Here is a 14,400-nt window from a genome sequence, read left to right as displayed (position 1 = left end):
CCTCAACCAGCGGGCGACGGCTAGGAGAGGTCGACGACCACGATGGTGTGATTGTCCGGCTCCCCGGCGGCGACGACAGCAGCCGCGACCGCGGCGGCGACCGACTGCGGGCCGGCCTCGGCGATGATCAGCGGATTCAGGTCGGACACGTAGGAGTGGACGCCGTCGGTGGTCAGCACCATCCGGTCACCGGGCAGCAGCTCGAGCGACATCTCGTCGGCGACGACCCCGGGGACCAGGGCGCGGTTGAGCAGGGCCCGGTGCTCATGGGAGCGAGCCTCGTCGGCCGTCAGCTGGCCGGCCTCGACCATGGCGGCGACGACGGTGTGGTCGTGCGTGACCTGGCGTACGTCTCCGTCCCGCACCAGGAAGACCCTGGCGTCGCCGATGTGGGTGATCCGCGCGGTCGAGCCGTGCAGATCGACGGCGGTCAGGGTGGTGCCGGACTTCGGCACCTCCGCGAACACCTCCTGGATGGCCGACCGCAGCCCGCCGGCGGCGTACGCCGTCAGGGCCGCCCCGGCAAGATCGTCGCGCTCACCGAATCCGTCGGCGACGGCGATCAGCTCCGGGGTGACCAGGACGGCGTCCTGTTGGCTGGATCGGCCACCTGTCTCGTGGCTGAAGCCGAACTCGACGTGCAGGGTCTCGGTTGAAGTAGTCATCTGATGTGCCTCGCTCCTCAATCGGTGGACGAGGACGGAGACCATCTTGCGACGGGTGGCCGTGTCGGCCTCGACCTGGCGCCAGTAGGTCTCGACCTCGACCGCCGCGAGTGCGGCGGGCATGTCGACGACCTCCCGGATCCGGGCCAGTGGCATCCCGACCAAGCGCAGTGAGGCGACCAGGCGTGCGCGTTCCACCTGGTCAGGCCCATAGCGGCGATAGCCGGAGACCGCGTCCACCTCGGCAGGAAGCAGCAGACCGAGGTCGTCGTACAACCTCAGTGCCTTCGGCGTCAGCCCGGTCTCCCGGGCGAAGTCGCCGATGTTCACAAGCCCCTCCAGGCGGCTCATGCGATCGCTCGCTGACGCTCGCTCATGGTCACCATCCTCCCCGGTGAAGGTCACCGGTGGAAGCAGATTGGTGCTTCCCCTTGGGGCAACCTCAAGCCCCGGTCTGCTCGGCCCACTTCTCGAGCAGCCGGGCGAGCGACCGCCGCTCGGCCGCGGTGAAGACGGCGAGCAGGCGGTGCTCGTTGGCGATGTGGTCGGTGAAAGCCGCGTCGATCAGCTCGCGCCCACGCTCGGTGAGCGCGACCCGGCGTCCGCGACCGTCCTCGTCCCGGCGGTCCCGGCTGACCCAGCCCTGAGCCAGGCAGCGGTCGACCCGCTTGGTGACCGCCCCCGAGGAGACCATCGTCTGCTCACCGAGCTCCTTCGGAGTCAGGGCGTACGGAGCGCCTTGCCGTCGCAGCGTCGCCAGGACGTCGAACTCGCCCTCGCCCAGCCCGTGTTCGGCATAGACGCTGACCAGCTCGTCAGTGAGACGCAGCGCGAGACGGTGCAGCCGGGCGATGACGGCCTGCGGGGTGACGTCGAGGTCGGGACGCTCCCGCTCCCACTGCTCCATCACGGTCGAGACGTGGTCTGCCATGACAACGGAATATATCGCACGCGGAAGGTATTATGCCTTCCATGGAAAGTAGATTCGTGACCCTCGCGCTGACCGCGATCGCCCCGGTGGCATGGGGGTCGGGCTACTTCGTCACCGCGACGTTCCTGCCGCCGGACCGGCCACTGTTCGGCGCCGTGGTCCGGGCGCTGCCCTTCGGCCTGCTGCTCCTGGCGCTCCGGCCGGGCCTGCTCCACGGCTCCTGGTGGTGGCGCACAGCAGCGCTCGGGCTGCTCAACTTCGGGGCGTTCTTCGCCCTCGTCTTCGTCGCCGCCTACCGCCTCCCCGGCGGGCTCGCCGCCACCCTGACCGCGGTCTCGCCGATCGTGGTGATGCTGCTGGCCTGGGCCGTCGCCGGCGAGCGGCCACGGGCCGGATCGCTCGCGGCCGGCGTCGTCGGCGCCATCGGCGTCGCCCTGCTGGTGCTCCGTGGCGGCGCGAGCCTCGACCTGATCGGGGTCCTGGCCGCCTTCGCCTCGGTCGCCGTCTTCTCCACAGGCTTCATCCTCGTCAAGGTCTGGCAGCCGCCGGTCGGACTGCTCACCTTCACCGCCTGGCAGCTCGTCCTGGGCGGCCTCATCCTCGCCCCGGTGGCTCTCCTCGTCGAAGGCCCGCCGCCCGCTCTCGACCTGCCGGCGATCGGGGGCTACCTCTACATCGGCATCGCCGGCACCGTCGTCGCCTACGCGGTCTGGTTCCGTGGCGCGCGGCGCCTTCCCGCCGCAGCGGTGTCGCTGGTCGGCCTGCTCAACCCGGTCGCCGGGATCCTCATCGGCGTCGCCTTCGCGGGCGAGCATCTCACTCCGACCAGCGGGCTCGGGATGGCGTTGGTCCTCGGTGGCGTACTCCTCGGACAGCCTGCGGTGCTCGACCGGATCAAGGCCGGACGTCGGCCAGAACCAGCCTCGCGTGCCGACGTTGGAGCAGCCGGATAGGTTCACCCCATGAAACTGCGTGCGCGTGCGCTTGAGCTTCTCGTCTTCACCGTCGGTGCCGGCACCTTGGGGTCAGAGATGGCCGCGGCTCGGCTGCTCGCTCCGTGGTTCGGCGACTCGACCATCGTGTGGGCCAACACGATCGCGACGGTGCTGGTGGCACTGGCGATCGGCTACGCCGTCGGCGGCAGGATCGCCGACCGGAACCCCCACCCCTCCGGCCTGGCCAAGATCGTGCTCGCCGCCGCCGCCCTCCTGGCCGCGGTGCCGTTCATCGCCGACCCGTTCCTCCCGCTCGCGGTCAAGGCAGTCGACCAGCTCAGCATCGCCACCTTCGCCGGCTCGCTGGTCGGGGTCGGCGTGCTGCTCGCGATCCCGCTGTTCCTGCTCGGCATCGTCAGCCCCTACGCCGTCCGGCTGAGCGTCGAAGCCGTCGAGGACGCCGGCCACGCGGCCGGGCGCCTCTACGCGATCTCGACGGTCGGCTCCCTGGTCGGCACCTTCGCCGCCTCGCTGTTCCTCATCCCGGTCGTCGGGACGCGGCGTACGTTCCTGATCTTCGCTCTCCTCATGGCGATCTGCGCGATCCCGCACCTGGTCAAGGGCCGGCTGCCGGCCGCGGTCGTACCGGCGGTGATCCTTGCCCTGATCGCCCTGCCGACCGGGTCGATCAAGACGCTGACCAACAACGGCGGCGAGGTGATCTGGGAGAAGGAGACCGAATACCAGTACGCCCGTGTGGTCGAGTACGACGACGGCAGCCGCTACCTCGAGCTGAACGAGGGCCACGCCGTGCACTCGGTCTACACCGAGGGCGAGTGGCTCACCGGCGCCTATTGGGACGAGATGCTCTCGCTGTCGTACGCCGGCGCGGAGGCGCCGAAGTCGGTGGCGATCCTGGGCTCGGCCGCCGGGACGACCGCGCGCCAGTTCGGACACTTCGCCCCCGAGACCCGGGTGGACGCCGTCGAGATCGACGAGGACGTCACCGAGGTCGGCCAGAAGCTCTTCGACCTCAAGGACCAGCCGAACCTCCACCTCCACACCGCCGACGCCCGCCCGTGGCTGCAGAAGCAGACCCGGAAGTACGACGCGATCATGGTCGACGCCTACCACCAGCCCTACATCCCGTTCTATCTGACCACGAAGGAGTTCTTCGCACTCGCGAAGGACCACCTGAACCCGGGCGGGGTGCTCGTCGTGAACTCAGCCCACCCGGAGGGCTCGACAGCGCTGGAGAAGGTCCTCACCGCAACGCTGCGGACCTCGTTCGGCGAGGCCGTGTGGCGGTCGGACTCCGGCCCGACCAACACCCACCTGATCGCGACCGTCGACCCGGAGGCGGATCCCGCGGCCGACCTCATCGCCACCGCGAAGTCGCAGCCCGCCGACCTGGCCGGCACCCTCACCGACTCCGCCGCCCGGCTCGAGCCAGGCATTCGGGGCGGGACGGTCTACACCGACGACGTCGCGCCGGTCGAGTGGCTCACGGACCTCAGCCTGCTCGAGGTCGCCTGACAGTCGGCAGCGAGCTTGCGAGCTGCCGGCGTCGTCAGGTGAGATCGAGCGAGCGCGCGGCTGAGCTTGCGAAGCCGCGTCCGCGTGTCGAGATCCACTGGGAGGAGAGATGACCTCCCCGATGGGCGTCTTGCGCAGGCACCCGACGCAGACCTGATTGGGCGCGACCTTGCTGAGCCTGCGCGGCGGCAGCACATGCCACGTCCCCAACCGGCGGCCGCACACGGTCATGACGTACCCGTTGCTCCTCTTGCCCGAGCGAAGGTGCCAGAAGCTCCCTCGGTCGGTGCGGTAGACCAGCGGGTCCTTGGCCAGGACCGGCGGCCTCTCGCTGGACCCGACGCTGAGTCTGTCGTCTACGAACACGAATTCCCCCCAAGGAATGTCGATGGTTCTCGTCGTTGAGTGCCCCGAGACGCCGGTGCCACAGCTGGGCCATGCCGCCCAACGCCCCGAGACACGTTCGACCATAAGTCCACTCATTGCAACGGGTCAAGGCGGAAAGGGTGGGGCTATGCGGCTATTCGGGATCTGTACGCCTCAGTAACGTGTTCTCCCATGAGTAACCCCCGTCCGCGCGGCCTACCGAAATACCTTCACGTGGCCGACTATCTGCGGGCCCAGATCGACGACGGCACCTATCTGCCCGGCGAGCGTCTACCGACCGAACCCGAGCTGATGGACACCTTCCCCTACGACCGCGCCACGATCCGGCGAGGCCTGGCGGTGCTGCGCAACGAAGGCCTGATCACCAGCGAGCAGGGCCGTGGTGTCTTCGTACGCGACGCCACCAAGACCCGCTACGACCTGATGAGCATGCTGATCACCGACCGCAGTCACCCGGCGAAGCCGGACGCGGCTTACAACCAGCCCCCGCGCGGCCCGGACGACGGTCTCTCGGTCGAGCACACCTACGAGGTGATCCCCGCCGGCGAGAAGCTGGGGGCGGCCTTCGAGATCGACCCGCGCAGCGAGCTGCTCAGCACCACCTTCACCTTCTACATCAGCGGCGACGACACCGCCGAATACCGCACCACGGCCTACATCCCGTATCCGCTGGTCGTCGACACCCCGCTGGCCACGCCGACCGCCGACTGGCCGCAGCCGCCGATCAAGGACCTGCTGGCCACCGTCGGCGTCAAGGTCACCACGGTCGCCATGGACATCGAGTCCCGGATGCCTACACCGCAGGAGACATACGACCTGCAGATCCCCGACGGCACCCCGGTCCTCTCCGACCGACGCCGCTTCCTCGCCGACGACCGGGTCGTGTGCGTCACCGACTCCGTCGGGGTCGCCGACCGGATCGTCTACGGGCTGGACCTGAAGCTGCAGTGACGCCCCGCTGGTCGAAGGCCACTTCGTTCAGACCTCGGAGCCTCTAGGCGTAGGCGTGTCGACCAGCGGGTGCGATCAGGCCAGATCGTGGACGAACTCGGAGAGCTGGGTGAGGTTGCGGCACTCCCGCATCTCGATGATCGAGCCGTAGCGCGTCGCCTCGGAGTCGCCGGTGTCCCACTGCGTACGGACCTCGGGGTTGAGCCAGTGGGCGTGCCTGCTCGCCTCGGCCATCGCCCGCAGCGAGTCGACGGCGAGGTCGGAGTAGTTGGACCGGGCGTCGCCGAGGATCAGCAGCGACGACTTCGGGCCGAGGGCGTCGGCGTGGCGCTCCTGGAAGAGGGAGAAGGCGCGGCCGTAGTTGGTGCGCCCCATCCGGGCCGCGTGCTCGGTCGCCTTCGTCAGCTCGGTCATCGTGTCGACCAGGTCGGCGCCGGGCTTGAAGTAGGACGTGACCTCGTGGATCTCGTCGACGAAGGTGAACGCGCGCACCTTGCCGAACTGCTCGCGCAGAGCGAAGACGAGCATCAGCGTGAAGGTCGCGAAGTTGGACACCGAGCCCGACACGTCGCACAGGATCACCAGCTCGGTGCGGTGCGGCCGCTTCGGCCTGAAACGCAGGTCGACAGGGACGCCGCCGGTGGACATCGAGGACCGGAGCGTACGCCGCAGGTCCACCGCGCCTCGCCGGCGCGCGTGGTGCTCCTGGGTGAGCCGGGTCGCCAGGCGGCGCGCCAACGGGTAGATCTCGCGCCGCAGCGCCTCCAGGTCGGCCCGCCGCGCGTGCAGGAAGTCGAGCTTCTCGATGGTGGGGCGTACGGCGATCTTGGCGATCTGCTCGGGGCCCTTCTCCTCCGCGATCCGGCGGCGGGCGTCGGCCTCGACGAGACCGCTGAACCGACCCACGCGGCGGTTCCCGACCCGCACCGCCTCCTCCTCGGTCCAGCCGCCCTGCTGGAGCCCCTCGATGAGCCGCGAGGTGAGCTCGTCGGTCGAGAGCCGGCGTAGCGCGGTATAGGACGACCACGAGCTCAACCCCGGGCCGCGACCGGGCATCGCGCCGAAGCGCGCCACCGCCTCGGCGGCCAGCTGACGGAGCATCTCGACGTCGTCGGCCTCGAGCGCCTCGCTCAGTCGCGCGGTGAACTCGGAGAGCGCCTCGGGCCCGTCCTTCGCCACCCCGGCGGCCTCGGCATCGGCGTCCGCGCCCGAGCCGACCATCCGCGGGAAGTAGAGCTCGAAGAGCCCGTCGAAGGTGGCCCGTTGGTTGGCCCGCTTGACCAGGGTCGCGGCGTACGCCTCCTTGACCTGGGTGCGGTCGTTCCAGCCGATCAGGCCGAGGGCGGTCACCGCGTCGAGGCCTTCGGATAGCGACACCGGCAGCCCGGCTCCCCGAAGCGCTTCGAGGAACTCGATGTGCCGGTCGAGGAGAGTCACCTCTTCAACCGCAGCTCTCGGACCGCGCGGTCGACGTCGGAGGAGTGCTTGAGAACGACGCCGAGGGTGTCGGCGACGGCCTTGTCGGAGAGGTCGGTGATCTCCAGCGCGATCAGGGTGCGCGCCCAGTCGACCGACTCGGCGATCGAGGGCGACTTCTTGAGCTCCAGCTCACGCAGCCGGCCGACCACGGAGACGAGCTGACGCGCCACCTTGCCGTCGAGGCCGGGCACCTGGGAAAGCACGATCTCGCGCTCCCGGTCGGCGTCGGGGTAGTCGAGGTGGAGGTAGAGGCAGCGTCGCTTGAGCGCCTCGGAGAGCTCGCGGGTGGCGTTGGAGGTGAGCACGACGAGCGGACGGCGGGTCGAGGTCATCGTGCCGAGCTCGGGGATGGTCACCTGGAAGTCGGAGAGGACCTCGAGCAGCAGCCCCTCGACCTCGACGTCGGTCTTGTCGACCTCATCGATGAGCAGCACCGTCGGCTCCTCACGGCGGATCGCGGTCAGCAGCGGCCTGGTCAGCAGGAACTCTTCGGAGAAGATGTCGTCGTGGGTCTCCTCCCACGCCTGGCCGTCGTTGGCGGCCTGGATGCGGAGCAGCTGCTTCTTGTAGTTCCACTCGTACAGCGCCCGGGCCTCGTCGAGGCCCTCGTAGCACTGCAGCCTGACCAGCTCGGCCCCGGTCGCGCGGGTGATCGCCTTGGCCAGCTCGGTCTTGCCCACACCGGCCGGTCCTTCGACGAGCACCGGCTTCTCCAACGCCCCCGCGAGGTAGGTCGTCAGCGCGGTCGAGTCGTCCGCGAGGTAGCCGACGTCTCCCATACGGGTGACGGCCTCGGCGGGCGAGGAGAACCAGGAAGACGTACGCGAAGGCATGACGCGACACTAGCGAGTCTGCTCCTGGTCTGCTCCCGGTGTCCGGGTAGGACGTTCGTCATAATGACGATCGGAGCCGTTACCGTCGGGCCCATCCGTCGTTGTGGTAGACGTGCACTCGGACACTCCGCGACATCTGACGCTGGTCGTCGTCGCCATGAAGGTATGCGCGCTGACCGCGCTGGCGGCCTTCTGTCTGGTTGCTCTCACCACGCCGTCCGAGCCTCGGTCGCTGGCGAAGCGGGAGCAGCCCGAGCTCGCCGCGATGCTCGAGCAGCACCACTGCGTGGCTCCTCCGACGATCGCGCCCTGGCGCCGTCAGAGCGCCATCATCCGCTCCCCGCTCGGCGAGCTGAAGCACGTCTCGCTCGACGTCGGCCAGCTGATCGAGCAGGGCAAGGCCCGCGGCGAGCTGATCGCCTTCTGCGCCGACCCTGCCTCCTAGACCTCAGCCCACCGCGGCCATCGCGTCGGCGAAGACCCGGAGTACGCGCGCGAGCACCGCTTGGTCGCCCTCGACGCGGAGATCGCCCATCGCCAGTGCCTCGTCCAGGGACTGCCCGAGGAGCGCGACGCCCGCCCAGGCCGTCGAGTCGCCGGTGACCGCGACGTCGACTCGGGGAAGGTCGCCGACGTCCAGGTCGAAGCCGTACTCGTTCCAGTCGAGACGGAACTCCTGGGCCTCCACGTCGGGACACCTGGCGTCGGTCAGCTTCCAGCTGGCCCGGATCGGGGCCTGGGTGGGCAGGCTCTGGGGCGGGACCATCGTGCGCATCGCCACCATCACCCCGCTGGGCGTCATCCCGGTCGACGGGACCGGGAAGTGCGCCGACCCTTCCAAAGCCCACAGAGACAAGGCACTGAGGACCTTCTCCAGCTCCCTGCCCCAGTCGGTCAGGGCGTACGCCGTCGTCTTGGTGAGGTAGCCGAGCTCGGTCTCGACCACGACGCCCGCGCGCTCCAGGAACTGCAGCCGGTCGTTGAGCTCCTCGGTGCTGATCCCGATCAGGGACGATCTCAGATCAGGAGACGTACGCGGTCCGAACATCAGCTCGCGCACGACGATCAGACTCCACCGATCGCCGATCAGGTCCAGTGCGTGTGCCGCCGCGCACGCATCTCCCAGGCGCCCGTAGGACAGGTTCAGGGTCACGTCGATCCTCTCCGAGCAACTGGATCCGGTCGCGTCCAGTGAACCACGTCGGGCCGAGCGGAGAGCCTCAGCTGGCCTCTGCGAGCGTGTCCGCGAACAGTCCGAGCACGCGATCCAGCGCGGCGCGGTCACCCTCGACCTTCAGCCCGGCCTCGGCGATCGCGGCATCCACGGGGAAGCCCATGAACACGACACCGGTCCAGGCCGTCGAGTCGCCCGCGATGGTCACGTCGACGTCCTCGAGCGTGCCTTCGGCGAGGTCGAACTGGTTGCCCTTCCACACGAGCCGGAACTGCTGCGGGTCGACGTCCGGACGGCGGGCGTCGGTCAGCTCCCAGGCGACGCTGATCGGCTCGGGGGTCGTCGCGCTGCCGGCGGGCACCATCGTGCGCATCGCCACCATCACGCCGCTGGGTGTCATCCCGGCGGACATGATCGGGAAGCGGGTCGAGCCGTGGGCCCAGCGACCGAGCGCTCCGAGGATCGTCTCGAGCTCGCGGCCCCACGGGGTGAGGGCGTAGGCCGTCGTCTTGGTGATGTAGCCGAGCTCTGTCTCGACCACGACGCCGGCGTGCTCGAGGAACTGCAGCCGGTCCTTGAGCTCATCGGTGCTGACCCCGATCACGGAGGATTCCAGGTCACGCGCCGTACGCGGCCCGAACATCAGCTCACGCACCACGATCAGGCTCCACCGGTCGCCGATCAGGTCCAGGGCGTGCGCGGCAGCGCACGCGTCTCCCAGGTCCCCGTAAGTCAGGTTCAGGGTCACGTCGATCCTCTCCGAGTCATTCGATCCCATCGAGCGTAGTGAGCCCGAACTACGGGTCGTCAGTGCCAGAGGTCCCGGCGTGCCGGTGAATTGCGGCGTCTTGTCGAAGGCGGCCTCACGCGATCGCGGCGTACGCGGCAGCCACCCGCTCCACGGCCCGCTGGTCGCCCTCGACGGCCATCGAGCCGATCGGGCTCCCGGCGAAGACGACGTCCGCCCAGGCCGACGAGTCGCCGGAGACGGTCGCCGCGGGCGCTTCGTCCGCACCCTCGCTCAGCTCGAAACGGTCCTCGTCCCAGTACAGCCGGTAGCGGCGTACGCCTGCGGCGGGACGCCGCTCGTCGTGCAGCTCGATCGCGATCCGGACCGGGCCGTCGCCCCAGTCGGCCATCGTGGCGTAGGGGGCCATGGTGCGCATCGCGACGATTGCGCCGTCGGGGGTCATGCTCCCGTCCACCGGGAAGCCGGGCGAGCGCTGCGCCCAGTGACCGAGCGACCGCATCACGTCCTCCAGGCCCTGCCCCCACTCGGTGAGCCGGTAGACACGGGTCCGCCCGAGGTCGTCGAGCTGGACCTGCTCGACGACGCCGCTGTCCCGCAGCGCCTTCAGCCTGGAGGTGAGCACAGCGGGCGTGATCCCGACGACGGCCGAGGCCAGGTCGGCGAACCGGCGCGGCCCGAGCAGAAGCTCGCGCGCGATCACCATGCTCCACCGGTCACCGATGACGTCCATGGCGTGCGCGGTCGCGCAGGCATCACCCAGGTCGGCGTACGTCTGCTTCTTCGGCATCGATCCTCCAAACTCTCTTCACAAGAGTATCAACTATGTTTAACGTAGTCGGTATGACCACGACCTCATTCCCGCCCGTCGTCGACCGGACGACGTATCTGCACGAGCGCGACGCGCTCCTCGACCGCGAGAAGGAGCACACCCGCGCGGGTGACGCTCTCGCCGCGGCCCGCCGAAGGCTCCCGATGACCGAGGTCGACGCGGCCGCGCCGCTCCTCGGCGGCGCCGGGCGGGTCAGCCTGCTGGATGCCTTCGAAGGGCGCACGCAGCTCTTCGCGAGCTACCACATGTGGCACACCGGCCATGCCGCCGCCGACCAGTGCGAGGGGTGCACGTTCTTCAGCGGCGGCGTGAGCGAGCTCGGCTACCTGCACTCGCGCGGGGTGACGTACGCCGTCTTCTGCCAGGGGCCCTACCCGGAGAGCTCCCGCTACCGGGACTTCATGGGGTGGGAGATGCCGTGGTACTCCGTGCCCGAGGAGTCGTGGGACGTCCTCGACGCCCGAGGGTTCTTCGGCGGCAAGGTCTGCTACGTGCGCGACGGCGACCGGGTCTTCGAGACCTACCGCACCACCGGACGTGGCGTGGAGCCGATGTCGGCGTCGTACGGGATCCTGGACATGACCGTCTACGGACGGCAGGAGACCTGGGAGGACTCACCTGAGGACTGGCCGCGGCGCACAGGCATCGACGGCAGCCAGTTCCGCAGCGAGGAGGCGTCGACGACCAACCACCGCCCCGGCGTGAGCGGCCGCCCGACAGCGCAGTGGTCGCGGCTCGCCGCCGGACGCGACGACGATCTCGGATCAGAAATCGCCCCCACCGCCGACCACTGCTGCCACTGAGGAGGTCCGGATGCGTACGACGATCGCCCTGCCCACCCGGGACCGCACCCGGTCCCATGTCTTCCTCCGTGACGGCCTCGGCCTCGAGACCCCCGGCGACCTCGCCGACGACGGAGTCCCTGAACCGCTTCGTGCGACCCTGTCGGACTCCTGCGAGGTGATGATGATCCCCACCGGCGGGTTCAAGTGGGTCACCGGCCAGCTCGCGGACGAGCCGATGGACGCGGCGACCCTGCCCCCGCCGGAGGGCCCGAAGCAGTGCCTGGTCACCATCGATCTCGGCTCGCGCGACGATGTCGACGCGCGCTATGCGGCCGCCATGGCTCTCGGCCGGGGCATGATCGAGCCGGAGTCGGCGCCGTGGGGTGAATACCGCGCGGTCGTCGCCGACCCCGACGGACACCTGTGGCAGCTGACGTCCCGCTGAGGCCCGGTCGTGCCGCCCCTAGAATCTCCCTATGGCCGGAGACGACACACGGATGCTGCTGCTGGGAGCAGTGGCGCTGTTCGAGCCCGTCAACGGCTACCAGATCCGGCGCGAACTGATGTCGTGGCAGGTCGACCAGTGGGCCAACATCAACCCGGGCTCGATCTACCACGCGCTGACCTCGCTGACCGAGAAGGGCCATCTGACCAGGCACGATCTGGTCGACAACGGGCGTACGGTCGCGGTCTACGAGATCAGCGCCGGCGGCCGGGCAGAGCTCGAACGCCTCGTCACCCGCTCACTGCAGGCCGTCGACGTCTACAACGGCGTCTCCTTCTACGCCGCGTTCTCGCTGGTGCCGCTGCTGGAGCGGCCGGCCGTGATCCAGCACCTGAGCGTCCGGCTGAAGACCCTGGAGCGCACAATCAAGGAGCTCGACGCCGCGGTCCGCGTGAACGCCCGCATGGTGCCGCCCCATACCGTCGCCGCGCTCCACCTCCAGCTCGACAAGCTCCGCTCCGAGCGGGCATGGCTGGTGGAGGTCCTGGACGACGTACGCAGCGGCAAGCTCTTCTTCGCCGGCGACGCTCCCGGCTGGGCGCCTGCCGAGGACGACCCGGGCTGGCAGATGGACGCCGACCGGAAGCGCTACCGGGAGATGCTGCGCGGCTGAGCCGACTCGGGTCACGCTCGAACTGGTTTGACAACTCGGGATCAAAATTGAACACTCACGGTATTCAAGTTTGAACATCTGGGTAAAATCGGGTGATTGTTGTCGGTGGTCCGTGCTTGTCTGGGACTTGCACGCACAAGGGAGTGACACATGATTCACGCACGCGGCTTGAGGCACACCTTCGCCTCTGGCCATGGCAAGCAGCGGAAAGAAGTCGTCGCGGTCGACGGAGTCGACCTCGACGTCGAAGAGGGCGAGGTGGTCGGCTTCCTGGGCCCGAACGGCGCCGGCAAGACCACCACCCTGCGCATCCTCACCACCCTCCTCAAGCCCACGGCAGGCACCGCCACGGTGGCGGGCTTCGACGTGGCCAAGCAGTCCGTCGAGGTCCGACGGAGCATCGGCTACTGCTCCCAGGTCGGATCGACCTTCTCGGGCGCCTACGCGGGCGATGAGGTCGTCGACCACGGAATGCTCTACGGGATGTCCAAGAAGGACGCGGTCGCCCACGGACAGGCGCTCTTCGAGAGGCTTCAGCTCGAGGGGCTGTGGCGCCGCAAGCCCCGCAACATGTCCGGCGGGCAGAAGCGCCGCCTCGACATCGCGATGGCGTTGATCCACGCCCCCAAGCTGGTCTTCCTGGACGAGCCGACCACCGGCCTCGACCCGCAGGCGCGGGCCAACCTGTGGGACCACATCGCCTCGCTGCGTACCGATCACGGGGCGACGGTCTTCCTGACCACCCACTACCTCGACGAGGCCGACACCCTCGCCGACCGGGTGATGGTCATCGACCAGGGCCGCATCGTCGCCAACGACACCCCGGAGAACCTCAAGGCCGCCGTCTCCGGCGACCTCGTCTCCCTGGAGGTCGCCACCGACGAGCAGGTCGCGATCGCGCGCGACAAGCTCGGCTCGATCTCGGAGAGCGTCGAGGTCGACGAGCGACTGGTCAGCGGCCGGGTGCCGCGGGCAGGGAAGGCAGTCCCCGGCCTGCTGCGCGACCTGGAGTCCAACGGTGTCTCGCTGGAGTCGATCGAGGTCGCCCGCCCCACGCTGGACGACGTCTTCCTGACGCTGACCGGACGTTCGCTACGCGATGCCGACTCAGGCACTCCTGAGGCCGACGAGGCCACCGAGCAGACCCAGGAGGCCCGGTCATGAGCGAGCGCAAGCGAGCGACAATGAGCGTCAGGCCGCCGCGTCCGTATTCTTCGCACTGCCCTACGGAGGTGGCGGCATGACCGAGTTCCAGCAGCCCGTCCTCAAGTCCGGCTTCTTCCGCGAGTCGATGGTCGTCTTCAACCGCCAGCTGCGGATGAACCTCCGCAACCCGGCCTGGGTGCTGATCGGCGTGATGCAGCCGATCCTCTACCTGCTGCTCTTCGGCCCGCTGCTCGAGCCTCTCATCGAAGAGCTCGGTGGGAACGCCTACAACTGGTTCGTCCCCGGCATGCTCGTCCAGCTCGGCATCTTCGGCGCGATGTTCGCCGGCTTCTCGCTGATCGGCGAGTGGCGCGAGGGCGTCATCGAGGCGGAACGGGTCACCCCGGCCTCGCGCGGCGCTCTGCTCTTCGGGCGTCTCTACCGCGACCTGCTGCAGATCCTGGTACAGGCAATCATCCTGGTCGCCCTCGGCCTCGTGATGGGCATGGACTTCAAGCCGGTGGGGATCCTCGTCGGGATCGCGATCACGGTGATGATCGGTGGTGCCGGTGCCGCCGCCTCCAACGCGTTCGCGCTGCTCGTGAAGAGCGAGGACGTGATGGCGCCGGTGACCAACATGCTGCTGATGCCGATCCTGCTGCTGTCGGGCATCTTCCTGCCGATGAGCTTCGGCGCCGGGTGGCTCGAGGCGCTGGCCGACGTCATCCCGACCAAGCACATCGTCGACGCGGTGCGAGCCTCGTTCTTCGGTGACCTCGGGGTGGCCGATATCGGCTGGGGAGTCGGCTGGACCCTCGGCCTGTTCGCACTCGCGGTCTGGTGGGGCATCTCCACGTTCCGCAAGGAGAACGCTTAGCAA

16 protein-coding genes are annotated in these 14,400 nt (G+C 69.0%); 9 read left to right on the top strand and 7 right to left on the bottom strand.

All coding sequences use genetic code 11. From position 1 onward, the window contains the following. Positions 1-20: 20 nt before the first annotated feature. Complete coding sequence (locus ACFWQC_RS14185) at positions 21-1,016, bottom strand: MerR family transcriptional regulator (RefSeq protein ID WP_378678724.1); 996 nt, start codon at positions 1,014-1,016, stop codon at positions 21-23. Positions 1,017-1,107: 91 nt separating this feature from the next. Beyond that, positions 1,108-1,596 carry a MarR family winged helix-turn-helix transcriptional regulator gene (locus ACFWQC_RS14180; protein ID WP_378678722.1) on the bottom strand — a complete coding sequence of 163 codons (489 nt, stop codon included), beginning with the start codon at positions 1,594-1,596 and terminating at the stop codon, positions 1,108-1,110. A gap of 41 nt (positions 1,597-1,637) precedes the next feature. On the opposite strand from ACFWQC_RS14180, the gene ACFWQC_RS14175 reads away from it, so the two are divergent. From ACFWQC_RS14175 to ACFWQC_RS14165, 3 genes are all read left to right on the top strand, one after another. Beyond that, complete coding sequence (locus tag ACFWQC_RS14175) at positions 1,638-2,549, top strand: DMT family transporter (protein WP_378678719.1); 912 nt, start codon at positions 1,638-1,640, stop codon at positions 2,547-2,549. A gap of 9 nt (positions 2,550-2,558) precedes the next feature. Beyond that, on the top strand, positions 2,559-4,067 hold the full coding sequence (locus tag ACFWQC_RS14170; protein WP_378678717.1) for a spermidine synthase: 1,509 nt from the start codon (positions 2,559-2,561) through the stop codon (positions 4,065-4,067). Between the two features lie 558 nt (positions 4,068-4,625). Then, positions 4,626-5,405, top strand: a complete 780-nt coding sequence (locus ACFWQC_RS14165) for a GntR family transcriptional regulator (RefSeq protein WP_378678714.1) — start codon at positions 4,626-4,628, stop codon at positions 5,403-5,405. Positions 5,406-5,480: 75 nt separating this feature from the next. On the opposite strand, the gene ACFWQC_RS14160 is transcribed toward ACFWQC_RS14165, so the two are convergent. Together ACFWQC_RS14160 and ACFWQC_RS14155 are read right to left on the bottom strand one after the other, a co-directional pair. Then, positions 5,481-6,842 (bottom strand): VWA domain-containing protein, encoded by a 1,362-nt coding sequence (locus ACFWQC_RS14160; protein WP_378678711.1) that lies wholly within the window; start codon positions 6,840-6,842, stop codon positions 5,481-5,483. After that, positions 6,839-7,717, bottom strand: coding sequence for a MoxR family ATPase (locus tag ACFWQC_RS14155; protein WP_355230888.1), 879 nt, complete (start codon positions 7,715-7,717; stop codon positions 6,839-6,841). The genes ACFWQC_RS14160 and ACFWQC_RS14155 overlap by 4 nt, the downstream gene beginning before the upstream one ends. A gap of 112 nt (positions 7,718-7,829) precedes the next feature. Between ACFWQC_RS14155 and ACFWQC_RS14150 the strand changes: the two genes are divergently transcribed. Next, positions 7,830-8,162, top strand: coding sequence for a hypothetical protein (locus ACFWQC_RS14150; RefSeq protein ID WP_378678708.1), 333 nt, complete (start codon positions 7,830-7,832; stop codon positions 8,160-8,162). A 3-nt stretch (positions 8,163-8,165) separates the two neighbouring features. Here the strand turns inward: ACFWQC_RS14150 and ACFWQC_RS14145 are convergent, their stop codons facing one another. From ACFWQC_RS14145 to ACFWQC_RS14135, 3 genes are all read right to left on the bottom strand, one after another. Beyond that, positions 8,166-8,870, bottom strand: a complete 705-nt coding sequence (locus ACFWQC_RS14145; protein ID WP_378678705.1) for a winged helix-turn-helix transcriptional regulator — start codon at positions 8,868-8,870, stop codon at positions 8,166-8,168. 67 nt (positions 8,871-8,937) lie between these two features. After that, positions 8,938-9,639: a winged helix-turn-helix transcriptional regulator gene (locus tag ACFWQC_RS14140; protein ID WP_378678702.1), complete on the bottom strand. Its 702-nt coding sequence runs from the start codon at positions 9,637-9,639 to the stop codon at positions 8,938-8,940. Between the two features lie 115 nt (positions 9,640-9,754). Continuing rightward, a complete protein-coding gene (locus ACFWQC_RS14135; RefSeq protein WP_378678700.1) occupies positions 9,755-10,429 on the bottom strand; it encodes a winged helix-turn-helix transcriptional regulator in 675 nt (224 codons plus the stop codon). 53 nt (positions 10,430-10,482) lie between these two features. Here ACFWQC_RS14135 and ACFWQC_RS14130 point away from each other — a divergent pair, with 53 nt between their 5' ends. From ACFWQC_RS14130 to ACFWQC_RS14110, 5 genes are all read left to right on the top strand, one after another. Beyond that, the gene (locus tag ACFWQC_RS14130; protein ID WP_378678697.1) at positions 10,483-11,274 is read left to right on the top strand and encodes a DUF899 family protein; all 792 of its coding nucleotides are present in this window, start codon (positions 10,483-10,485) and stop codon (positions 11,272-11,274) included. A gap of 10 nt (positions 11,275-11,284) precedes the next feature. Next, the gene (locus ACFWQC_RS14125; RefSeq protein ID WP_378678694.1) at positions 11,285-11,701 is read left to right on the top strand and encodes a VOC family protein; all 417 of its coding nucleotides are present in this window, start codon (positions 11,285-11,287) and stop codon (positions 11,699-11,701) included. 31 nt (positions 11,702-11,732) lie between these two features. Further along, positions 11,733-12,374: a PadR family transcriptional regulator gene (locus ACFWQC_RS14120; protein WP_378678691.1), complete on the top strand. Its 642-nt coding sequence runs from the start codon at positions 11,733-11,735 to the stop codon at positions 12,372-12,374. Between the two features lie 150 nt (positions 12,375-12,524). Next, positions 12,525-13,538, top strand: coding sequence for an ATP-binding cassette domain-containing protein (locus ACFWQC_RS14115; protein WP_378678688.1), 1,014 nt, complete (start codon positions 12,525-12,527; stop codon positions 13,536-13,538). A gap of 76 nt (positions 13,539-13,614) precedes the next feature. Then, positions 13,615-14,397 carry an ABC transporter permease gene (locus ACFWQC_RS14110; RefSeq protein WP_355230901.1) on the top strand — a complete coding sequence of 261 codons (783 nt, stop codon included), beginning with the start codon at positions 13,615-13,617 and terminating at the stop codon, positions 14,395-14,397. Positions 14,398-14,400 lie beyond the last annotated feature (3 nt).

The organism is Nocardioides sp. NPDC058538 (assembly GCF_042719275.1).
In the GTDB taxonomy this organism is placed as follows: domain Bacteria; phylum Actinomycetota; class Actinomycetes; order Propionibacteriales; family Nocardioidaceae; genus Nocardioides.
This window is presented reverse-complemented; position numbering and strand designations above follow the sequence as displayed.